17 protein-coding genes are annotated in these 21843 nt (G+C 69.9%); 14 read left to right on the top strand and 3 right to left on the bottom strand.

The features are described 5' to 3' along the window. Positions 1-66 precede the first annotated feature (66 nt). Complete coding sequence (locus tag HMPREF0321_RS11505; protein WP_175282489.1) at positions 67-1728, top strand: RNA polymerase sigma factor; 1662 nt, start codon at positions 67-69, stop codon at positions 1726-1728. A 261-nt stretch (positions 1729-1989) separates the two neighbouring features. Here HMPREF0321_RS11505 and HMPREF0321_RS11500 read toward each other — a convergent pair whose 3' ends face one another. The 3 genes from HMPREF0321_RS11500 to HMPREF0321_RS11490 are packed head-to-tail and all read right to left on the bottom strand — an operon-like array spanning position 1990 to position 6253. Beyond that, positions 1990-4188, bottom strand: a complete 2199-nt coding sequence (locus HMPREF0321_RS11500) for a transglutaminase domain-containing protein (protein WP_006946586.1) — start codon at positions 4186-4188, stop codon at positions 1990-1992. Next, positions 4185-5285: a DUF58 domain-containing protein gene (locus HMPREF0321_RS11495; RefSeq protein ID WP_006946592.1), complete on the bottom strand. Its 1101-nt coding sequence runs from the start codon at positions 5283-5285 to the stop codon at positions 4185-4187. The genes HMPREF0321_RS11500 and HMPREF0321_RS11495 overlap by 4 nt, the downstream gene beginning before the upstream one ends. Next, entirely contained in the window at positions 5282-6253 is a 972-nt protein-coding gene (locus HMPREF0321_RS11490) for a MoxR family ATPase (protein ID WP_006946590.1), read from the bottom strand. The genes HMPREF0321_RS11495 and HMPREF0321_RS11490 overlap by 4 nt, the downstream gene beginning before the upstream one ends. 396 nt (positions 6254-6649) lie before the next feature. Between HMPREF0321_RS11490 and mraZ the strand changes: the two genes are divergently transcribed. The 13 genes from mraZ to HMPREF0321_RS11425 all read left to right on the top strand — a co-directional run bounded on the left by mraZ (position 6650) and on the right by HMPREF0321_RS11425 (position 21803). Continuing rightward, a complete protein-coding gene (gene mraZ / locus HMPREF0321_RS11485; protein ID WP_006946550.1) occupies positions 6650-7081 on the top strand; it encodes a division/cell wall cluster transcriptional repressor MraZ in 432 nt (143 codons plus the stop codon). A 138-nt stretch (positions 7082-7219) separates the two neighbouring features. Next, complete coding sequence (rsmH, locus tag HMPREF0321_RS11480) at positions 7220-8191, top strand: 16S rRNA (cytosine(1402)-N(4))-methyltransferase RsmH (RefSeq protein ID WP_006946519.1); 972 nt, start codon at positions 7220-7222, stop codon at positions 8189-8191. Beyond that, complete coding sequence (locus HMPREF0321_RS16550) at positions 8188-8853, top strand: hypothetical protein (protein ID WP_006946514.1); 666 nt, start codon at positions 8188-8190, stop codon at positions 8851-8853. Before rsmH ends, HMPREF0321_RS16550 begins: the two co-directional genes overlap by 4 nt. A 326-nt stretch (positions 8854-9179) precedes the next feature. Further along, positions 9180-10919, top strand: a complete 1740-nt coding sequence (locus tag HMPREF0321_RS11470; protein WP_237723950.1) for a penicillin-binding protein 2 — start codon at positions 9180-9182, stop codon at positions 10917-10919. After that, the gene (murF, locus tag HMPREF0321_RS11465; RefSeq protein ID WP_006946622.1) at positions 10916-12328 is read left to right on the top strand and encodes a UDP-N-acetylmuramoyl-tripeptide--D-alanyl-D-alanine ligase; all 1413 of its coding nucleotides are present in this window, start codon (positions 10916-10918) and stop codon (positions 12326-12328) included. Before HMPREF0321_RS11470 ends, murF begins: the two co-directional genes overlap by 4 nt. Beyond that, positions 12325-13416 (top strand): phospho-N-acetylmuramoyl-pentapeptide-transferase, encoded by a 1092-nt coding sequence (gene mraY, locus HMPREF0321_RS11460; protein ID WP_006946613.1) that lies wholly within the window; start codon positions 12325-12327, stop codon positions 13414-13416. The genes murF and mraY overlap by 4 nt, the downstream gene beginning before the upstream one ends. Then, the gene (gene murD, locus HMPREF0321_RS11455; RefSeq protein WP_006946549.1) at positions 13413-14918 is read left to right on the top strand and encodes a UDP-N-acetylmuramoyl-L-alanine--D-glutamate ligase; all 1506 of its coding nucleotides are present in this window, start codon (positions 13413-13415) and stop codon (positions 14916-14918) included. Before mraY ends, murD begins: the two co-directional genes overlap by 4 nt. Then, a complete protein-coding gene (ftsW, locus tag HMPREF0321_RS11450; RefSeq protein ID WP_006946534.1) occupies positions 14915-16168 on the top strand; it encodes a putative lipid II flippase FtsW in 1254 nt (417 codons plus the stop codon). The genes murD and ftsW overlap by 4 nt, the downstream gene beginning before the upstream one ends. 5 nt (positions 16169-16173) lie before the next feature. Next, positions 16174-17274: an undecaprenyldiphospho-muramoylpentapeptide beta-N-acetylglucosaminyltransferase gene (gene murG / locus HMPREF0321_RS11445; protein ID WP_006946518.1), complete on the top strand. Its 1101-nt coding sequence runs from the start codon at positions 16174-16176 to the stop codon at positions 17272-17274. Continuing rightward, the gene (gene murC / locus HMPREF0321_RS11440; protein ID WP_040014934.1) at positions 17271-18722 is read left to right on the top strand and encodes a UDP-N-acetylmuramate--L-alanine ligase; all 1452 of its coding nucleotides are present in this window, start codon (positions 17271-17273) and stop codon (positions 18720-18722) included. The genes murG and murC overlap by 4 nt, the downstream gene beginning before the upstream one ends. A gap of 223 nt (positions 18723-18945) precedes the next feature. Then, on the top strand, positions 18946-20268 hold the full coding sequence (gene ftsZ / locus HMPREF0321_RS11435; protein ID WP_006946559.1) for a cell division protein FtsZ: 1323 nt from the start codon (positions 18946-18948) through the stop codon (positions 20266-20268). A 15-nt stretch (positions 20269-20283) separates the two neighbouring features. Then, positions 20284-21027 carry a peptidoglycan editing factor PgeF gene (pgeF, locus tag HMPREF0321_RS11430; RefSeq protein ID WP_006946611.1) on the top strand — a complete coding sequence of 248 codons (744 nt, stop codon included), beginning with the start codon at positions 20284-20286 and terminating at the stop codon, positions 21025-21027. Then, positions 21024-21803 (top strand): YggS family pyridoxal phosphate-dependent enzyme, encoded by a 780-nt coding sequence (locus HMPREF0321_RS11425; RefSeq protein WP_006946567.1) that lies wholly within the window; start codon positions 21024-21026, stop codon positions 21801-21803. Before pgeF ends, HMPREF0321_RS11425 begins: the two co-directional genes overlap by 4 nt. Positions 21804-21843: the final 40 nt, after the last annotated feature.

Raw genomic sequence — 21843 nt, 5'->3', positions numbered from 1 at the left:
TCGTACGAAGCGCTCGGCGCGCGATTGCGCCTGCCCGATGCGTTGTGCACTCTCGGAAGGTAGTTGGTGACCTCAGTGTCCGAAACGGCTCAGACCCCCGCGCTTCCCGCGGACATCGACCATCCCGCGGTCATTGCTCTGTTCGAGCAGGGGCGCGCGAGCGGCACGGTCGACAGCGTGGTGCTGAAGACCGCCCTCGAAGAAGCGAAGATCTCCATGGCCAAGCAGAAGGCGGTGCTGAAGGCGCTGGGGGCCGAGGGCATCGAGATCGTGCTCGACGAGGTTCACGCGGCCCAGGCCGTCGCCACGACGACCGGGCGCAAGAGCGCGGCGAAGAAGTCGACTGCCAAGAAGACGGCGACGAAGACCGCTGCCGCGAAGAAGACCACCGCGGCCAAGACGACGACCGCGAAGAAGGCTGCCGTCAAGAAGACGGCGGCGAAGAAGGCCGTAGAGGCGGAGACCGACGCCGAGCTCGACGAGAACGTCACCGCCGACGAGGCGAGTGAGGCCCCCGCGAAGAAGGCGGCCGCCAAGAAGACCACCGCCAAGAAGGCGACGGCGAAGAAGGCCACCGCGGTCAAGTCGACGACCGCGAAGAAGACCACCGCCAAGAAAGCATCCGCTGGCGAGCCGGACGAGGTCGTCGCCGAGGACGTCGAGATCGACGACGTCGTCGTGACGGACGTCGAGGCAGGCGCCGAGGAGGTCGACGAGGCGAAGAAGCCCGCCGGCGAGGCCGAAGACGAGAAGGGCGGCTTCGTCCTGCGTCCGGGTGACGAGGATGACGCGCCGGCCCAGCAGGTCGTGACGGCGGGTGCGACGGCCGACCCGGTCAAGGACTACCTCAAGCAGATCGGCAAGGTCGCCCTGCTCAACGCCGAGCAGGAGGTCGAGCTCGCGAAGCGCATCGAGGCCGGCCTGTTCGCCGAGCAGAAGCTCGAGTCGGGCGTCAAGATGGACATGAAGCTCAAGCGCGAGCTGTGGTGGATCGCCTCGGACGGCAAGAACGCGAAGAACCACCTCCTCGAGGCCAACCTGCGTCTCGTCGTGTCGCTGGCCAAGCGTTACACGGGTCGCGGCATGCTCTTCCTCGACCTCATCCAGGAGGGCAACCTCGGCCTCATCCGCGCGGTCGAGAAGTTCGACTACACCAAGGGCTACAAGTTCTCGACGTACGCGACGTGGTGGATCCGTCAGGCCATCACGCGTGCCATGGCCGACCAGGCGCGCACCATCCGCATCCCGGTGCACATGGTCGAGGTCATCAACAAGCTGGCTCGCGTGCAGCGTCAGATGCTTCAGGACCTGGGCCGCGAGCCCACGCCGGAGGAGCTGGCCAAGGAGCTCGACATGACCCCCGAGAAGGTCATCGAGGTCCAGAAGTACGGCCGTGAGCCCATCTCGCTGCACACGCCCCTCGGTGAGGACGGCGACAGCGAGTTCGGTGACCTCATCGAGGATTCCGAGGCCGTCGTCCCGGCGGACGCCGTCAGCTTCACGCTGCTGCAGGAGCAGCTGCACTCGGTGCTCGACACGCTCTCCGAGCGCGAGGCGGGCGTCGTCTCGATGCGCTTCGGCCTCACCGACGGCCAGCCGAAGACGCTCGACGAGATCGGCAAGGTCTACGGCGTGACGCGTGAGCGCATCCGTCAGATCGAGAGCAAGACGATGAGCAAACTGCGGCACCCGTCGCGCTCGCAGGTGCTGCGCGACTACCTCGACTGAGAATCCTCGACTGAGAGTCGTCGACGAGGCGCGCGCTCGGCGCGTCGCGCACGATGAACTGGCCCGCATCCACACCAGTGGATGCGGGCCAGTCCGTCATGCGCGCCGGGTTTGGAGTGCCTTGTTCGAGCAGTCTGGGCGTAGGGAAAACGCAGATATCCGCGACCTTAACGGGTCGAACGCCCGACCATCCGGCACACCGGACGAGCCAGAACGTCTGACGCACCGCGGGACCCACGCTCGAAGGGCCCCGCGGCGACCTCAGCTCCGTGCCCCGAACGCCGAGCGGGGCAGCAGCCAAGCCCGCAGGCGAGCGCCGACGGAGGCGTCGGAGCGTGCTGCGCGCGTCACGCGTTCGGTCGTGGCAGCCATGCCCCGCGCAGGCGTCGGAGCGTAGCGCGAGTTCTCGATCGAGTGTGCCGCGCGTTCGACGGCTTCGACGAGGTGCGTCGACGCGCGCGGGTTGTCGTCGGCGAACCGGCCGGCCGCTTCCTGTGGGGATCGCTCGGTCGTGACGACGTACCCGAGGTCGCGCAGGTTCCAGACCATGCGGTGCCACAGGGCCTCGTCACGCTCGCGGGGCTCACGTGCCTGACGCACCGGACGGTTGCGTCGCCACCAGCCGAGCAGCGGCAGCGCGCCGAGCAGGGCGATGACGGCCAGCGCGCCGAGCAGCGTCAGCAGGACGCGACCGAGAACGCCGTCGTCGTGGTGCGTCACCGGCGCGCCGTGCGAGGTCGACGTCGACGTCTGCGTCGTGGTCGACGGGGCGACCGAACGAGTCGACGGCACGGGCGCGCTCGAGCTCGTCGTCGGGGCGCTCGACGACGACTTCGTCGCCGACGGGCTCGTCCGCGCGTAGGCCGGCGCCGCGCCCGAGCGCGAACCGGGCGTCGGCTCGAACCGCGTCCACCCCATGCCGGGGAAGTACAGCTCGGGCCAGGCGTGCGCGTCCGCGGCGCGGACCTCGTACTCGTTGCCCTGCTTCGTGCCGGGCAGGAACCCGATCGCGACGCGCGCCGGGATGCCGAGTGAGCGGGCGCTCATCACCATCGTGGTGGCGTACTGGGTGCAGTAGCCCTGCTTCGTCTCGAGGAAGTTGGACAGGGGGTCGAGCTTCGCGCCGTCGACAGTGCGGGTCGGGGCGAGCGTCAGCGAGTACGTGTAGGACGGGTCGGTGCGCAGGTGGTTCTGGATGGCGACGGCCTTGTCGAAACGCGAGGTCGCATCTCCGGCGCCGGAGGCGGTGAGCAGCGCGTCGATCCGCGTGCGGGCCGCCTGCGGCAGCGAGGCGACGGCGAGGTCGTCCTGCGTCACCCCACCGGTTCCGGCGCTGACGGCCGAGTCGTCGACGGGGCGCGCTGCCGCCGTGAACGTCCGGAAGATGACGGCGTACGCGGGCACCTGAGCGGCGAGGTGCGGCACGCCGGTCGTCGTTCCGACGTCGAAGGTGTCGTGGCCCTGGCCGAAGGCGGCGGCGCGCAGCGTCGTCGGCGCGGCGATGAACGGCGGCTTCATCCCGTTGAGCGTGACGGTGGCCTGCGAGCTCGTCGTCGGCACGGCCGGGTCGTAGCCGAGCGCTGGGAACTCGCTGTTGGCCCTCACCTTCGTCGTCGGCTCGTTCGTGCGCGCGCGCCACTGGCCGTCCGCGTACGTCGAGCTCGTCGTCACCCGGAGCGGGCCGGGCTGTGAGTCCTCGGTCGTGTAGGTGAGGACGGGCGCCGCGTTGCGCGAGGACAGATCCTTGCTCAGGTCGAGCGATGTCGAGAAGTCCACGCTCGTGTCGACGCCCCGGGCTCCACCCTCGGCGAGAGCCGGAGTCGCGCGGGTCGGCACGTGCCCCGACAGGGCGGCGGCGCCGGCCACGGCCAGCACCGTCACGGCGGCGAAGACGGGCGCACCCGTCAACGTGCGGGAACGACTCGTGCTCAGCCACATCAGGAGCGCCCACGCGGCTGCGGCAGCAGCGAAGTAGGGCAGCGGCAACGTCTGACCGAGGGCGGTCGTCGCGAGCACGAACGGCGCCGCGACGGGCAGGACGGTGGCGGCCGGCAGCTTCGACGTGCCCCCGACGTAGTCGACGACGAGGGCCACGAGCGCGGCGCCGAGCGTCAGCGCGGCGATGATGCCGGCGACGGCCGGCAGGGGAGCGACGGAGGAGTTGGCGACCTTCTGCGCCTCGTGGCCGGCGGCCCGCAGCGCGGACGGGGTCGGGGAGACCCCGTGCGCGGCGAGCGCCGCGAGTGGCGAGACCACGACGGCCGCCGCCTGCGCGAGCACGATGAGCCAGGAGCGTGCACCCACGCGTCGCAGCCCGGCGCCGATCGCCCACATGACGAGCGCGGCCACGACGATCGGCACGCCGACGCTGTCGGCCTTCGACAGCTCGACGAGGGGCCAGCAGGCGCTCAGGCACAGCAGCCCCAGGGCGACCTCGGCGAGGATGCGGCGGGTGGTCATCGAGCTCCTTCGGCGGGGGCGGTGGTGACGGGGCGCGCCTCGGGCACCGTGTGTGTGCTCCACCCGTCGGCGTCGAGGCGGGCGCGCATCGGCGTCACGGCATCGGGTGATCCGGCGACGAACGCCTCACCCCCGGACGGCGCCGGCCCCAGTGAGCCCGCGGTGTCGGCGTGGACGAAGACGACGTGCGCGGATGCGGCGTCGTCGACGAGGGGGCAATCACCCGCGACGGCGAGGGCGTCCATCGCGTCGTGGAGATCGCGGTAGGTCTCGGCGCCGACCCGCAGCGCGAACGGCTGGTGCGCGCGGGCGCGTGCACTGAGCCACGAGGCGCAGGCTTCGACGAGGCCTTCCCATCCGGCGTCGACACCCGGGGTCTCGACGTGCCCGACGAGCCGGGCACGCGCGGTCTCGTCGGTCGGTGGGTCGAGCTGGCGGACGATGAGTTCACCGCGGCGAGCGGTGGCGGGCCAGTGCACGAGGCGCATGTCGTCACCGCGCACGTACTGGCGCACGCTCGCCCCGACCTCGCCGCCGAAGGCGAGGTGCGATTCGATGCTCGAGTCGCCGACGAGGCTGCGCTCGCGCTGCGGCGTGAGCGCGACGTCTTGGCGGGGCCACACGCGGATCTCACGGCGCGCGGCGACGTCCCGCGTCAGGTGCGCGAGGCCGAACGGGTCACGCACGACCAGGCGCGTCGGACCGGTGACGAAGCGGCCGCGGTGAGGCGCGCTCACCGCGTATTCGCCGTCGAAGTGGCGCCCCTCGACCGGCCACGACGGCGTCGGGCCGCCGAACGTGTGCGGTTCCTGGAGGGTGGCACCCGAGAAGCGCGCCGACGGCGACAGCTCGGCGTGGACGGCGACACGCTCGCGGTCACCGGGTTCGAGCGGCAACCGCGGGCCGACGTGACGCACCTGCGCCGACGCGCGTGTCGCGACGAGCAGCGTCAGCACGCTGAGGACGAGGAGCAGCAACGCGAAGATTCCGGCTCGCACGAGGTCGGTGAAACCCGAGAACGCGCCGATGAGCACGAGGGAGACGCCCGCTCCCGCGAGCAGCAGGCCACGACGGGTGAGGCGCGGCAGCGTGCTCATCGCGACGCCGACGGCACAGCCACGGTCTCGACGAGGTGGCGCACGACGTCACCGGGCGTCTCGTCGCGCTGGGCGCGGTTTATGAGGACACGGTGCGACAGGACGGCGGGCGCCATGGCGGCGACGTCCTCCGGCAGCGCGTGGTCGCGCCCCGCGATGGCGGCGTGGGCGCGCGCCGCGCGCAGCAGCTGCAGCGAGGAGCGCGGGCTCGCGCCGAGACGCAGGCTGGGGTGGCTGCGCGTCGCGGCGACGAGGTCGACGACGTACTGACGCAGCGCGTCACTCGTGTGCAGCGACGCGATGGCATCGATCGCGTGCTCGACGTCGTCGGCGCTGGCGACGGGACGCAGCGTGTCGAGCGGGTCCTTCTCACCGTGGTGCAGAAGCATGTCGAGCTCGGCGCGCGCAGAGGGGTAACCCATGCTGATCTGCGCCATGAAACGGTCGCGCTGCGCCTCGGGCAGGGGGAAGGTGCCGTCCATCTCGACGGGGTTCTGTGTCGCGACGACCATGAAGGGGCGCGGCAGCGGCATGGTGCGCCCGTCCATGCTCACCTGGTGCTCCTCCATCGCTTCGAGCAGCGCCGACTGCGTCTTCGGAGAGGCGCGGTTGATCTCGTCACCGATGACGATGTTCGCGAACACCGCGCCCGGACGGAACGTGAAGTCACCCTTGCCCTGGTCGTAGACGTTGACACCGGTGATGTCGCTCGGGAGCAGGTCGGGCGTGAATTGGATGCGTCGCATCGTCGCGTCGACCGAACGGGCCAGGGCCTTGGCGAGCACGGTCTTGCCGACGCCCGGCACGTCCTCGACGAGCAGGTGACCGCCCGCGAACAGCACGGTGACGGCCGTGAGCACGACGTCGTCCTTGCCCTCGACGACGAGGGCGACGTTGCGGCGCACGGCGTCGGCGAGGCCGAGGACGTCGGTGGTCGCGGGGTAAGGCTCGGGGCTGCGGCGTTCCATGACTCACGATCTTGCCAAACTTCCCTCCCCGGCCACAGTTCGCCCCGCGGGCTTGGATGCGTCGTCACCCGCCTGGCCGACGAGCGCATCGCCCTCCACCGCGCTCCACGCACGCCCTCCACTGCGCTCCACCGGGTTCCTCCACATCGCTCCACCTGCGCTCTCGACGAGGTGCCGTGGCCGTGAAGCCGTCGACCGAGCCGGACCCCGCGCCCCCACGGTCGGGGAGCGGCGGTTTTTTCCCTCCACCGCGCCCCACCCGCCGTCAGCCCTGCAATGACGCGGAAATCGCTCTGCCCAGATCACGAGATCAGACATGGTGGGGCGACATGGTGGGGTGAAGTGGAGTAGAGTGGGGGTCATCGGAGCGAGATCGGTGACGGGAGGTGCCCAGCCGTGTTTCTGGGTACCCACACGCCGCGTCTCGACGACAAGGGCCGCATGATCCTTCCCGCGAAGTTCCGCGAGAAGTTCGCTGCGGGCCTCGTCATGACGCGTGGGCAGGAACGCTGCCTGTACGTCTTTCCGATGAACGAGTTCGAGCGCATCGCTGCCGCGATGAACACGACACCCGTCACCTCGCGTGCGGTGCGTGATTATCAGCGCGTCCTGCTCTCGGGGGCCTCCGACGAGATCCCCGACAAGCAGGGCCGTGTGACGATCCCGCCGCTGCTGCGCGAGTACGCGGGTCTTTCGAAGGAATGCACGGTGATCGGTGCGGGTAACCGCGTCGAGATCTGGGACACGCAGGCGTGGAACGACTACCTCGCCGGCGCGGAACAGCCGTTCTCCGAGCAGGCCGAAGAAGTCGTTCCCGGTTTGCTGTAGCCCTGCTGTCGCGAGGTCTCCGGCCGCTGAGAATCCGACACACCTTCCCCGGTGCCGGAAGCCCAGCGGCGGGGGCCCTGGCGACAGCAGCGCCGCCGGCCGAATGCCGCCCACCCCGATTCGAGCGACGGAGCACCGATGGAGATGTCACGCGGCCTCGCAGCCGATCGTCACGTGCCCGTCATGCTCACCGAGATCCTCGACGCTCTCGCCCCCTCGCTCGAGCGCTCCGGCGCTCTCTACGTCGACGCCACCCTCGGCATGGGTGGCCACACCGAGGCCGTGCTCGAGCGCTTCGGCGAGGCCCGCGCCATCGGGATCGACCGTGACACCGAGGCCCTGCGTCTGGCCGGTGAACGCCTCGCCCGCTTCGGTGACCGCTTCGAAGGCGTCCACGCCGTCAACACCGAGGTCGCCGACGTCCTGCCCCGCCCCGCGGACGCGATGCTGTTCGACCTCGGCGTCTCCAGCCTGCAGCTCGATGAGCTCGACCGCGGCTTCAGTTACCGCGCCGACGCGCCACTCGACATGCGGATGGACCAGACGAGCGACGGGCCCACGGCCGCCGACGTCCTCAACACCGCCAGCCAGGACGAGTTGGAGCGCATCCTCAAGACGTACGGCGAGGAGCGCTTCGCCCGCAAGATCGCGCACGCCGTCGTCAAGGAGCGCGAGAAGCAGCCGTGGACGACGTCGGGTCGGCTCGTCGAGATGTTGCGCTCGGTCATCCCGCTCGCTTCGCAGCGTCAGAGCGGCCACCCGGCCAAGCGCACCTTTCAGGCCCTGCGCATCGAGGTCAACGACGAACTGCGCGGCTGGGAGCAGGCTGTGACGTCGGCGCTCGACTCGCTGGCCGTCGGCGGACGCCTCGCCGTGCTGTCGTTCCACTCGCTGGAGGACCGCATCACGAAGCGCGCCTTCGCAACCGCGTCCGCCTCGACCGCGCCGCCCGGTCTACCGGTGGAACTACCCCAGCACCGTCCCGAGTTCGCGCTCGTCACCCGGGGCGCCGCCGTCCCGAGCGAGGACGAACTCGAGAGCAACCCCCGCAGTGCCTCCGTCAGATTACGAGTCATCGAACGCACCCGAGCGAAAGGAAGCCAGTCATGACCCAGCTGGCCGCCCCCACCCGCGCCCCTCGTCGAGTGACGACGAGTCGCCCCCGCGTCACCTCGGCCCGTTCCGGTGCGCGTCCGGCTCGGCCGGCGACTCAGGTCGCCACCGCCGAGCGCGCCGGGCACACTCGCTTCATGGCGCTCGCCGTCCTCGTCGCGATGGCCTCGGCGCTTGCACTGTTGTTCCTCAACACGATGCGCGCCGAGCAGTCGTTCACCCTCTCGACGCTGCGTAGTGACGTCTCCACGCTCAACGAGCGAGAGCAGGCGCTCGACAGCGAGATCTCGGCCGTGTCCGCGCCCGAGGAGCTCACGCTGAAGGCCGAGAGCTACGGCATGGTCAAGCCGGCGTCGATCACCTATGTGAGTCGGGACACGGGCAAGAAGCTCGGCGTGGCACACCCGAGCCAGGCGGGCACGGCGCTTAGTGTGAACACGCTGCCGAGCACCCCCGCCAGCAAGGCGGCCGGCGAGGTGATCGCCAGCGGCACCGTCGGTCTGCACATCACCGACCCGGTGGCGCAGGCGCAGGCTCGAGCCAAGGAGAAGGCAGCGGCCGAGGCGGCCAAGAAGGCCGAGGCGGCCAAGAAGGCCGAGGCGGCCAAGAAGGCCGAGGCGGCCAAGAAGGCCGAGGCGGCGAAGAAGACGAGCAAGTAAGACGTGAAGCGAGCACGACGTGGACGAGCGGGACGAGGAGAGCTGACGTGGATCGACCCCGGCGCTCTCAGCCCGGCCAGCCTCGCCGCCCCCGTCCCGACGGCTCCCAGCGTCCTGGATCTCGCGGTCGGGTTCCGGCGCAGAACCGGCGACAGGGACGACCCCAGGGTCAGGATCGGCCTCGCGAACGGCCGGCTGCGGGTGGTGGTGCGCGAGGCGTTCGTCAGAACAGCGACGGCCAGGGCCGCCCGGTGCGCTGGAACGAACCCGCCCGGGCACGTCTCGCGGCCGTCGGGCACCCGCGCCGACGTTCGCGACTCATGCTCATGGCATTCACGCTCGTGTTCGCGATCTTCGCCTACGAACTGTTCAGCGTGCAGTGGTGGAACGCGGACGAGCTGTCCCAGCAGGCGCTGACGCAGCGGCTCACGCGCACCAACGTGCCGGCCGCGCGCGGCACCATCACCGACGAGAACGGTGCGGTCCTCGCCCGCAGCGTCGAACGCCGCGACATCGCGGGAGACCCTGTTGCGGCCTCGCAGTACCGCAAGAACTCGAAGAGGTCGCCCAAGGGCATCGACGGCGTGGGCGCACAACTCGCCCAGGTGCTCGGCGGCGACGCGAGCGACTACGCGAGCAAGCTCGACGAGGCGAGCAAGCGAAAGAGCCGCTTCGTGTACCTCGCGAAGGACATCACGCCGGCGCAGTGGAGCCAGCTCAAGGCGCTGGAGCTGCCCGGCATCTCCTCGGAACTGCGTCAGAAGCGTGAATACCCGCAGCGCACCTCCGTCGCCCCGCTCGTCGGCTGGGTGAACTCGGCCGGCGTGCCTGGCGGCGGGGTGGAGCAGATGCTCGACGCGCAGCTGCGCGGCAAGGACGGCATCCACCAGATCGAGCGCGCTCGCAACGGCGAGCCGATCGCGACGGGGGACAACCTCGACCAGCAGCCCGTCAGCGGCCGGGCCGTGCAGCTCACCGTCGACAACGACATCCAGTGGTACGCGCAGAACGAACTCGTCGCGGCCGTCAAGAAGACGAAGTCGCAGTCGGGCGAGATCGTCGTCGCCGACAAGGCGGGGCACCTTCTCGCGACCGCGAGCTACCCGAGCTTCGACAACAACGACATGAGTTCGGCCGCGTCCGACGCCTTGCAGAACCGTGCGTTCACCGACACCTTCGAACCCGGTTCGACACAGAAGATGGTGACGGCGGGCGCGCTCCTCGAGGAAGGCCTCGCGAGGCCCACGACGCACGTCGAGGTGCCCGCCAAGTTGGAGCGCGCCGGGCGCCCGTTCCAGGATTCGCACCCCCACGGCGTCGAGTACCTGACCCTCGCCGGTGTCATCGCACAATCGTCGAACATGGGCACGATCCTCGCGGGCGAGAAGATGCCCAAGGAGACGTTGTACTCGTACATGATGAAGTTCGGGCTCGGCAAGACGACCGGAATCGGCTTTCCCGGCGAGTCCGCGGGCATCGTCCCGCCCGTCAAGAACTGGGTGGGGGACACGTGGTACACCGTGATGTTCGGTCAGGGCCTCGCGAGTTCTGCGGTGCAGCAGACGGCGCTGTTCCAGACCATCGCCAACGGTGGGGTGCGCTCGCCGCTCAGCCTCGTGTCGAAGGTGCAGGACGCCGACGGGACGATGAAGGCGCCGCAGGACGATCGCACGCCGACGCGCGTGTTCAGTGAGAAGACCTCGCGCGAGCTCATCGGCATGATGCAGGGCGTCGTGTCGAAGGAGGGCTCGGCGCCGCTCGCGGCCGTCGACGGGTACGACGTCGCCGGCAAGACCTCGACGGCCCAGCGCTACGACGCGCAGAAGAAGACGTACGACGGCGTGACGGCGGGTTTCATCGGCATGGCGCCCGCGAAGGATCCGCAGCTCATCGTGTCGGTGACGCTGCAGAAGCCGCAGGCGGGCACCTTCGGTGGCGACCTCGCCGCGCCCGTGTTCTCCAAGGTCATGGGGTACGCCCTGCATAACCGTAAGATTCCCCCGAACAAGAGCGACAAGTTGCCCTATCCGATCGAATACCGTTCGAAGGAGTCGTCGTCCCAGTGATCGAACTATCACTCGAGGAGATCGCGACCGTCACCGGGGGACGCCTGGTCGGCCCCGACGCTCGCATCACCGGTCCCGTCGTCACCGACTCGCGCGAGTGCGCCGCCGGCTCGCTCTACGTCGCGCGCGTCGGTGAGCACGCGGACGGGCACGACTTCGTCCCGGCCGCGCTGGCGGTCGGCGCTGCCGGAGTTCTCGGCGAGCGAGCGGTCGACGGTGCTTCGTGCGTCGTCGTCGACGACGTCGAACTGGCCTTCGCCGAGGTGGCGCGCGCCGTCGTCGACCGTGCACCCAACCTGCAGATCGTGGGCATCACCGGCTCGTCGGGCAAGACGTCGACGAAGGATCTGCTCGGTGCGGTGCTCGCGCGGTTCGCGCCGACGATCGCCCCCTACGGCTCGCTCAACAGCGAGGTCGGGGTCCCGCTGACGGTCTGCCGCATCGACGAGGCGACGCGCTACCTCGTCGCCGAGATGGGCGCCTCGGGGGTGGGGCACATCGCGTACCTGACGAAGATCGCGCCGCCGAGCATCGGCATCGTGCTCAACGTCGGGCAGGCGCACATGGGCGAGTTCGGCTCCGTCGAGGCAATCGCCCGGACTAAGGGTGAGCTCGTGGAGGCGCTGCCGCAGGACGGCGTCGCGATCCTCAACGTCGACGACTCGCGGGTGCGCGCGATGGCGAGCCGCACGCAGGCGAAGGTCATCCTCGTGGGTCTCGGCGAGGACGCCGACTACCGTGCCACCGACGTGAGCATCGACGAGGCCGGTCGCCCGAGGTATCACCTCACCTGCCCCCTCGGGGAGGCAGACGTGCGTCTCGCCCTCGTCGGCGAGCACCAGGTCGGCAACTCGCTCAGCGTCATCGCCGCCGCGACCAGCCTCGGACTCGCGCTCGGCGACGTCGTCGAGGCCGTCGCCGGAGCCGGGGCCGCGTCGCGCTGGCGCATGGAGGTCAGCGAGGTCGGCGGCGGCGTGACGCTCGTCAACGACGCGTACAACGCCAACCCCGACTCGATGCGTGCCGCGCTGCGAGCCCTCGCCCACATGGGTACCTCACGCCGCAGCATCGCCGCGCTCGGTGAGATGCGTGAACTGGGCGAGGCCTCGCATGACGAGCACACCGCCGTCGGGCAGCTCGCCGCCGAACTCGGCATCGACCGCCTCGTCGTCGTCGGCGCGGGCGCGCAGGCCATCGCGCAGGGGGCGCGCACGGCGGGCATGACGGCGGACGCCGTCACCACCGTCGATGACATCGACGCGGCACACGACGTGCTCGTCGAGCAGATCGCACCGGGGGATGTCGTGCTGTTCAAGTCGAGTCGTGACTCGGGTCTTCGCATGCTGGGGGATAGGTTGGTCGAAGAATCCGGTACACCCGCATTTCCTGTCACGGAGGTGACCTCATGAAGGGCGTGCTCATCGCGGCCATCGTGTCGCTGATCGCCGCTCTGTTCGGCACCCCCATGTTCATCAAGTTCCTGGTGCGCAAGGGATACGGGCAGTTCATCCGCGACGACGGCCCCACGACGCACCACACCAAGCGCGGCACGCCGACGATGGGTGGCGCCGTCATCATCGCGGCGAGCCTGCTCGCGTACGGCTGCGCCCACCTGTTCACGATGACGCCGATGAGCGCGAGCGGTCTGCTCGTCATGTTCCTCATGGCGGGGCTGGGGCTCGTCGGGTTCGCCGACGACGCCATCAAGATCACGAAGCAGCGATCGCTCGGGCTGACGTCACTGCAGAAGCTCGGGGGGCAGACGCTCGTCGCCGTCATCTTCGCCGTGCTCGCACTGCAGTTCGAGAACTCCAACGGCCTCACACCCGCGAGCTACGCCATCTCGTTCGTGCGCGACTCGAGCCTGTCGCTCGCGGTCGGCGGCACCGTCGTCAGCCTGCTGCTGTTCGTCATCTGGGCGAACCTGCTCATCGCGGGTACCTCGAACGGCGTCAACCTCACCGACGGTCTCGACGGGCTCGCCACCGGCGCGTGCGTCATGGTGTTCGGCGCGTACGTGCTCATCTCGATCTGGCAGTTCAACCAGAACTGCCAGTACTCGGAGATGATGACGCACGCCGCCAAGTGCTATGACGTGCGCGACCCTCACGACCTCGCCGTCGTCGCCGCGGCGCTCATGGGTGCCTGCTTCGGCTTCCTGTGGTGGAACGCGACGCCGGCCAAGATCTTCATGGGTGACACCGGTTCGCTCGCCCTCGGCGGCGCGCTCGCGGGCCTCGCCATCACGACGCGCACCGAGTTCCTCGTCGTCATCCTCGCCGGGCTGTTCGTCATCGAGACGCTCTCGGTCATCCTCCAGGTCGGCTCGTTCAAGGCCCGACGCAAGCGCATCTTCCGGATGGCGCCGCTGCACCACCACTTCGAGATGGTGGGTTGGAACGAGATCACCGTCGTCATCAGGTTCTGGATCATCGCGGGGCTGTGCGTCGCGTTCGGTCTGGGCATCTTCTACGCGGAATGGAACGTCAGCCAGTGAGCCAGCACGACCTGTGGGCCCTCGACCCCTCGTACGAACCGTTCGCGGGGGAGCGTGACCTCACGCACCGCGACGCCGACTGGTCCGGGTTGTCGGTGCTCGTCATCGGGCTCGGCGTGTCCGGGTTCGCGGCCGCCGACGCGCTCCTCGAGCGCGGCGCCCGCGTGCGCGTCGTCTCGCGCGACCACAGCGACGTCATGGCCGAGCGCGCGCAGATCCTCGACGTCCTCGGCGCCGACGTCGCGCTCGGCGCCGAGCACATGGACGCGGCGCCGGAGGGTACGCATCTCATCGTCACCTCACCGGGCGTGGCGCCGAGCGCGCCGATCATGCAGGACGCCATGTCGCGCGGCATCCCCGTCTGGGGTGAGGTCGAGCTCGCGTGGCGCATGCGCCCACGCGAGGGCGGTGCGCCGTGGCTGACGATCACCGGGACCAACGGCAAGACGACGGCCGTCACGATGCTCGAGTCGATGCTCAAGGCGCAGGGGCTGCGCGCGGTGGCCGCCGGCAATGTCGGCATGCCGCTGCTCGAGGCAGTACTGCACCCGCAGCCGTACGACGTCATCGCGGTCGAGCTGTCGTCGTTCCAGCTGCACTGGTCGCGCACGGTGTCGCCGTACGCGTCCTGCTGCCTCAACGTCGCCCCCGACCACATCGACTGGCATGGCTCCTACGAGGAATACAAGCGTCAGAAGGGGCGGGTGTACGAGCGCACCCAGGTCGCGTGCGTCTACAACGTGGACGATCCCGCGACCGAGGCGATGGTCGAGGACGCCGAGGTCGTCGACGGCTGTCGCGCGATCGGGTTCACGCTCGGCACGCCGGGGCCGTCGATGGTCGGCATCGTCGACGACGTCCTCGCCGACCGTGCCTTCATCGCCGAACGACGCACCAGCGCAGCCGAACTCGCCATCCTGAGTGACCTCGGCCCGAACGCTTCCGCACCGCACTACGTCGCCGACGCGCTCGCCGCGGCCGCGCTCGCCCGCAGCTACGGCGTGACGCTCGCCGCCGTCCGTCAGGGCCTGGTCGACTACACGCCCCAGCCGCACCGGATGGCGAGCGTCGCCGAGGTCGGCGGCGTGCGCTGGGTCGACGACTCGAAGGCGACGAACCCGCCCGCGGCCCAGGCGTCGCTGCAGGCGTTCGACCCCGTCGTCTGGATCGCCGGCGGATTGCTCAAGGGCGCCGAGGTCGATGATCTCGTGCGCGCGAACGCCTCGCGGCTGCGCGCCGCGGTGCTGCTCGGTCGTGACCGGGGCATCATCGCCGACGCTCTCGCGGCCCACGCGCCGCAGGTGCCCGTCACCGTCATCGAGACGAGCGATGCCGACGAGGCGATGCGTGAGGCCGTCGCGGCGGCGAACGCAGCCGCCCAGCGCGGCGACACCGTGCTGCTCGCACCGGCAGCGGCGAGTCTCGACATGTACGCCTCCTACGGCGCGCGCGGTGACGCGTTCGCCGACGCGGTCGCGGCACTCAGCGGATCCGGGGCATGACGGCGACGCGCCTGTCATGGCGGGATTCGCCTGCGGTGCAGGGGGCCTCGCGTCAGCTCAGAGGGCGCCTGAAGTGGCTCGAGTCGCCGCTGGCCACGTATTACCTGATCCTCGGCTCGGCGGGCATGCTCGTCGGACTCGGACTCGTCATGGTGTTGTCCGCCTCGAGCGTGACGTCGTACATGGATACGCAGTCGCCGTATTCGGACTTCACGAAGCAGGCGGTATTCGCGGTGGTCGGTGTCATCGTGGCTACCGTGACGAGTCGTCTGCCGATCCGGGTGTTCAAGGTGATGGCCTTTCCTCTCATGCTCGCCGCACTCTTCCTGCAGGTGCTCGTCATGGTGCCCGGGATCGGTGTGGAGGTACTCGGCAACCGCAACTGGATCCGAGTGGGCGGGCTGCAGATCCAGCCGTCCGAGATCGGCAAGGTGGCGCTGATCCTCATGGTGGCGCTCGTCCTGTCCAACCGACAGGCCCACCTGCACGACCCCCGTCGCTCGATCCTGCCTACCGTGCCCTATGTCGTCCTGCTCATCGGGCTGATCATGCTCGGCAAGGATCTCGGGACGACGATGGTCGTCTCGGTCATCTACCTCGGCATGTTGTGGTGTGCCGGCGCGCGCAAGGCGTTGTTCGGTTGGCTGGCGGCCCTCGCCCTCGTCACGTTGCCCATCGCGATCTGGACGAGTGGTAACCGGACCTCGCGCATCCAGGCCTGGCTCGGTGGGTGCGACAACGTCGATCTCGACGGGTGCTACCAGAAGGTGCACGGCATGTACGCTCTCGCCGGGGGCGGAGTGTGGGGCCTCGGGCCGGGCGCCTCGCGTGAGAAGTGGCAGTGGTTGCCGGAGGCTCACAACGACTTCATCTTTGCCATCATCGGCGAAGAGCTCGGTCTGCCGGGTGCCCTCACGGTGCTCGCGTTGTACGTCGTGCTCGCCTACGCGTGCTACCGGCTCATCGCGCAGACGCGTGACATGTTCGTCCGCGTCGCGAGTGCCGGCATCATGGTGTGGATCTGTTTCCAGGCAGTGGTCAACATCGGCTCGGTCCTGGGCATCTTCCCGATCGTCGGTGTGCCGCTCCCGCTGGTCTCCTATGGCGGGTCGGCGCTCGTCATGACACTGTTCGGCATCGGCATCCTGTTGGCCTTCGCCAGGCAGGAACCAGGTGCCGCCGAAGCTCTCACCCTCAAACCGCGCCGCGTGGCGCGCACACTCGCCGTGCTCCCTCGACGGAAAGGCTGACTGACATGACGCTCGAACGCGTTCTGCTCGCCGGAGGAGGAACGGCCGGTCACGTCCTGCCGTTGCTCGCGACGGTGCAGGAGATCACCGACCGCCACACCGAAGCCGTCATCACGGTCGTCGGTTCCCCTGACGGCATCGAGGAGCGACTGGTGCCCGAGCACGGTTTCACGCTGTCTTACGTGCCGAAGGTCGCCTTCCCGCGTCGGCCGAACGTCGCCGCGCTGAGGTTTCCCGCCGCGTTCCGGGGGGCGCTGCGCCAGGCGGAGGCACTCGTTGCCGAACGCCGCCCGCAGGTCGTCGTCGGCTTCGGCGGGTATGTCTCGACGCCCGTCTACCTCGCGGCGCGCAAGGCTGGGATCCCCATCGTCATCCACGAGCAGAACGCCCGGCCGGGGCTGGCGAACAAGCTCGGCGTGCGATGGGCCGCGCACACGGCGACGACGTTCCCCGGCACCCCGCTGGCGGGCGCCGAGGTCGTCGGGATGCCGCTGCGACGCGAGATCCGAGAGCTTCGCCCCGCGATGCTGCGCGCCGAGGCGATGACGTACTTCGGTCTCGAACCCGGACGCCCGACGCTCGTCATCACCGGTGGCTCGCTCGGTGCAGCGAGTCTCAACGAGGCCTTCGCCGCGGCCGCGCCGGCGCTGCGTGAGGCCGGGGTGCAGGTCCTGCACATCACCGGGCGGGGCAAGGGGTTCGAGGCCCCGGCCACCGCCTCGGGGCCGCGCTACGTCGTCGAGGAGTACTGCGACCGCATGGACCTCGCCTACGCGGTGGCCGACCTCGTCGTCACGCGAAGCGGCGCCGGCATGGTGAGCGAACTGTCCACGCTCGCGATCCCCGCGATCTACGTGCCGCTGCCCATCGGCAACGGCGAGCAGCGACTCAACGCGAAGGACGTCGTCGAGGCCGGGGGAGCATTGCTCGTCGACAACGGCGACGTCGACGCGACGTGGGTAGAGCGCGTCGTCATCCCGCTCGTGACGGACGCCGACGAGCTGGCCCGCATGCGTGCGGCAGCCGGCAGCCGCGGGCACGCGGATGGCGCCGCACGCCTCGTCGACCTCATCGAGGACGCTGCAGCGACCGGGGGCCGGGCATGAGCAACGGTGTGAACGAGCGGTTCGACTTCGCCGCGCCGCTGCCCGCTCTCGCGGACGTGCCACACGTGCACATGATCGCGGTCGGCGGCTCAGGCATGTCGGGCGTCGCGCGGTTGTTCCTCGCCGCGGGCGTCACCCTGAGCGGCTCCGACAACGTCGACCTGCCGGTACTCGACGACCTTCGTGCCCAGGGAGCACGCATCGAGCTCGGGTACGACGCCGCGAACGTTGCCGACGTGCCGGACGGCGCCGTCGTCCTCATCTCAAGCGCCATCAACGAGGCCAACCCCGAACTCGTCGAGGTCAGACGGCGCGGTCTGCCGGTGCTGCACCGCAGCCAGGGCCTCGCGATGCTCATGCGCGCGGGTCGCGGGCTCGCCGTCGCGGGCGCCAACGGCAAGACGACGACGAGCGGAATGGCGACGGCCGCCCTCGTCGCGGCGGGGGAGAAGCCGTCGTTCGCGATCGGCGCCAACGTCGCGGGGCTCGGTGTCAACGCGGCACCGGGCGAGGGCGAGATCTTCGTCGTCGAGGCCGACGAGAGCGACGGCTCGTTCGTCGTCTACCACCCGCAGGTCGCGATCGTCACGAACATCAAGGACGATCACCTCGACTTCTACGGCACGTCGGCCAACCTTGCTCGTGCCTACGAGACCTTCGCGGCGACGATCGCGCCGCAGGGTCTGCTCGTCGCCTGCGCTGACGACGAGGGCTCGCTGGCCCTGGCCCAGCGCCGTCGCGCCGCGGGCGCGCGCGTCTTGACGTACGGGCGCGACACCGACGCAGACGTGCGTATCGTCGCGGAGAGCGGGGAGGGCTTCGACTGGCGCATGAGCCTCCGCGACGGGGACGCCGTCCACGACGTCGCGCTGCATGTGCCGGGTGCCCACAACCTGCTCAACGCGGCGGGCGTCTACACCGCCCTCGTCCACGGTTTCGGTCTCGCGCCGGCCGATGTCGCGCGCGGGCTCGGGGCCTTCCGCGGCACCTCGCGTCGGTTCGAGCCGCGTGGTGAGGCGGGCGGCGTCCGCGTCGTCGACGACTACGCCCACAACCCCGGCAAGCTCGACGCCCTCGTGCGTACGGCGGCCGGGCTCAAGGACGACGGCGAACTCATCGTCATCTTCCAGCCCCACCTGTACTCGCGTACGCAGCACGCGGCGACCGGTCTCGCCGCGGCGCTCGATGGCGCCGACCACGCCTTCGTCCTCGACGTGTACGGCGCGCGCGAGCAGCCCGTCGCCGGGGTGAGCGGCGCGCTGATCACCGATCGCATGACGTCCGGACGCGGCGAGTTCACTCCCACGGCCGACGACGCGCTCGCTCGCGTGCTCGACGTGGCTCGCCCGGGCGACCTCGTCGTGACCGTCGGCGCGGGCGATGTCACGCACCTCGGCCCGCGCATCCTCACTGGCCTCAAGACGCGTGAAGGTGAAGTCGAAGGTTAATATTTTCGGCGGCCAAGACCCCCCGGGATTCTGCGGAATGCCGGGGGTCTTCCGTTGCCTCAGGGGTCCCGGGTCGCCGAGGGGGTACGTTCGTGCTCGGGTCGGCGGGCCACGTGCCTGACGGGGTCACGTTCGAGTTGACGTCGAGATGTTCGCGTCCGGGCATCCGGTCGCGTAGCATCGGCTCTGCATACTCGCACCCGCTTTCGAAAGGCCTCTTCTCGTGGCAACTCCCCAGAACTACCTGGCCGTCATCAAGGTCGTCGGTATCGGCGGCGGTGGCGTCAATGCCATCAACCGGATGATCGAGGTCGGCCTCAAGGGTGTGGAGTTCATCGCGATCAACACCGACGCCCAGGCCCTGCTCATGAGTGACGCCGACGTCAAGCTCGACGTGGGCCGTGAGCTGACGCGCGGTCTCGGTGCCGGCGCCGACCCCGAGGTCGGTCGTCAGGCGGCGGAGGATCACGCTGAGGAGATCGAAGAGGTCCTCAAGGGCGCCGACATGGTGTTCGTCACCGCCGGTGAGGGTGGTGGCACGGGCACCGGTGGTGCGCCCGTCGTCGCGAAGATCGCCCGCGGCCTCGGTGCTTTGACGATCGGTGTCGTGACCCGCCCGTTCACCTTCGAGGGCCGTCGTCGCGCGAACCAGGCCGAGCTCGGCATCTCCGCGCTGCGCGAAGAGGTCGACACGCTCATCGTCATCCCGAACGACCGGCTGCTGTCGATCAGCGACCGCGCCGTCTCGATGCTTGACGCCTTCCGCTCGGCCGACCAGGTGCTCCTGTCCGGTGTCCAGGGCATCACCGACCTCATCACGACCCCAGGTCTGATCAACCTCGACTTCGCCGACGTCAAGTCCGTCATGCAGGGTGCCGGCTCGGCGCTCATGGGCATCGGTTCGGCCCGTGGCGAGGACCGCGCGGTGCAGGCCGCCGAACTCGCTATCTCGAGCCCGCTGCTCGAGGCGAGCATCGACGGCGCCCACGGCGTCCTGCTGTCGGTCCAGGGCGGTTCCGACCTCGGTCTGTTCGAGATCAACGAGGCCGCTCGCCTCGTGCAGGAGGCGGCGCACCCCGAGGCCAACATCATTTTCGGCGCCGTCATCGACGACGCCCTGGGCGACGAGGTGCGCGTCACCGTCATCGCCGCCGGTTTCGACGGTGGTGCGCCGCAGAAGCGCAACGATGAGCGTCCTGCTCAGCAGGGTGGCGCTCAGCAGCGTCCCGCGAAGCAGCAGACGTCCGCGCAGATGCCGTCCCAGCAGGCGCAGCAGTCCTACCAGCCGCAGGCTGCCGCCCCGGCGACGATCAAGCCCGTCACCGTTCCCGGGACGACCGCCGGCCCGACGCGCGTCTCCGCGCCGCCGGCCCGCGTCCAGCCGGGTCAGGGTGAGCAGCAGCACGCCCAGGACGCTCAGCAGGGCCAGGCGCAGCAAGGGCAGTCGCAGCAGGGCGGTCAGCAGGCCCCCGAGGTCGTGCGTCCGCCCAAGGAGGTCACGTTCGAGGATCGTGACGACCTGGACGTCCCCGACTTCCTCAAGTGATCCGGAGCCCGGTCGATGTTCTTCTGGCACGACCGGCGTGAGTCGCCGAGCGGCTCGCTCGAACGGTGCTTCACCGATTCCCTCGACGGGGTCAGTGAGGCGCCGTTCTCGGCGTTGAACCTCGGGCTGCACGTCGGTGACGACGAGCGTGCGGTGCGCGTGAACAGGGAGCGGGTCTCCGCGCAGCTGGGTGGCGTCCCCATCGCCTGGATGGATCAGGTCCACGGCGCGAGCGTCGCGGAGGTCACCCTCGCCGACGTCGCCTCCGGTCAGGCCGGACCGAGCGCTGACGCGATGGTCAGCCGTGACAGCGGCCTCGCGCTCGGCGTCATGGTGGCCGACTGCACGCCGGTTCTCCTGAGTGATGACGCGGCCGGCGTCATCGGCGTCGCGCACGCCGGGCGTCCCGGCATGCTCGCCGGCGTCGTGCCGGCGGCGCTCGAGGCGATGCGCCACCTCGGAGCGCGCGACATCAGCGCAGTGCTGGGCCCGTCGATCTGCGGGCGCTGCTACGAGGTGCCGCGCGAGATGCATGACGCCGCGCGTCAGGCCCACCCGGCCAGCGCCGCCATCACGTGGACGGGCACGCCGGCGATCGACGTCGCGGCGGGCGTCGCGTCGCAGCTCGCGGACGCCGGTGTCCCGCTCGAATGGGTGCCGGGATGCACGCGTGAGGAGCCTCGCCTGTACTCGTATCGTCGCGACGGCGCGACGGGTCGCTTCGCCGGGCTCATCGTCCGCAAGGCGGCCGTGTCGTGATGCAGCCTCCGACGCCGTCACGCACCGCCGATTCCGACCCCAGTCGCCGTGGTCTCGACGCCTCGCCCGCGCGTCGCGCCGAGTTGCAGGCCAACCTGGAGCGCGTGCGCGTCCGCATCGCCGCCGCCACGAGCGCGGCCGGGCGTGACGACGCCCCGACGCTCGTCGTCGTCACGAAGTTCTTCCCCGTCACCGACCTCGTCGCGCTCGCCGACCTCGGGGTGGGCGACGTGGGGGAGAACCGCGAGCAGGAGCTCGTCGAGAAGGTCGATGCGCTGCGCGCCGAGCGTCCGGATCTCATCGCCTCACCGCGTCGGCACTTCATCGGCCAGATCCAGAGCAAGAAGGCGCGCCGCATCGCGCGGCACGCGGACGTCGTGCAGTCGCTCGACCGGCTCAAGCTCGTGCCGCTGCTCGACGCCGGCGCCGCGGATCGCGAGAACCCCCTCGACATCTTCGTGCAGGTCGCTCTCGAGCGTGACGGTTCGGGGCGCGGTGGCGCGCAGGAGACCGAGCTGCACGAGGTGGCCGCGGCGGTCGAGCAGGCGCCGCACCTACGGTTGTGCGGGCTCATGGCGGTCGCGCCACTCGGAGAGGAGCCGGCCGCCGCGTTCTCGCGTCTCGCGCACGTCCGTCAAGATTTCCTCGCAAACTTCCCGCAGGCCACGTCGTTGTCGGCGGGGATGTCGGGCGATCTCGAGGACGCGGTGCAGATCGGCGCGACACACCTGCGTGTCGGAAGCGCAATACTCGGTTCGCGTCCGCTCGCCGGGTAACTTCGAGCCTGACACCGACGAGCTATGTGGTGCCCTTTCC

It is taken from the genome of Dermacoccus sp. Ellin185 (assembly GCF_000152185.1).
Classification (GTDB): Bacteria; Actinomycetota; Actinomycetes; order Actinomycetales; family Dermatophilaceae; genus Dermacoccus; species Dermacoccus nishinomiyaensis.
The sequence above is the reverse complement of the archived record's forward strand: the minus strand, read 5'-3'. Positions and strand labels throughout refer to the sequence as shown.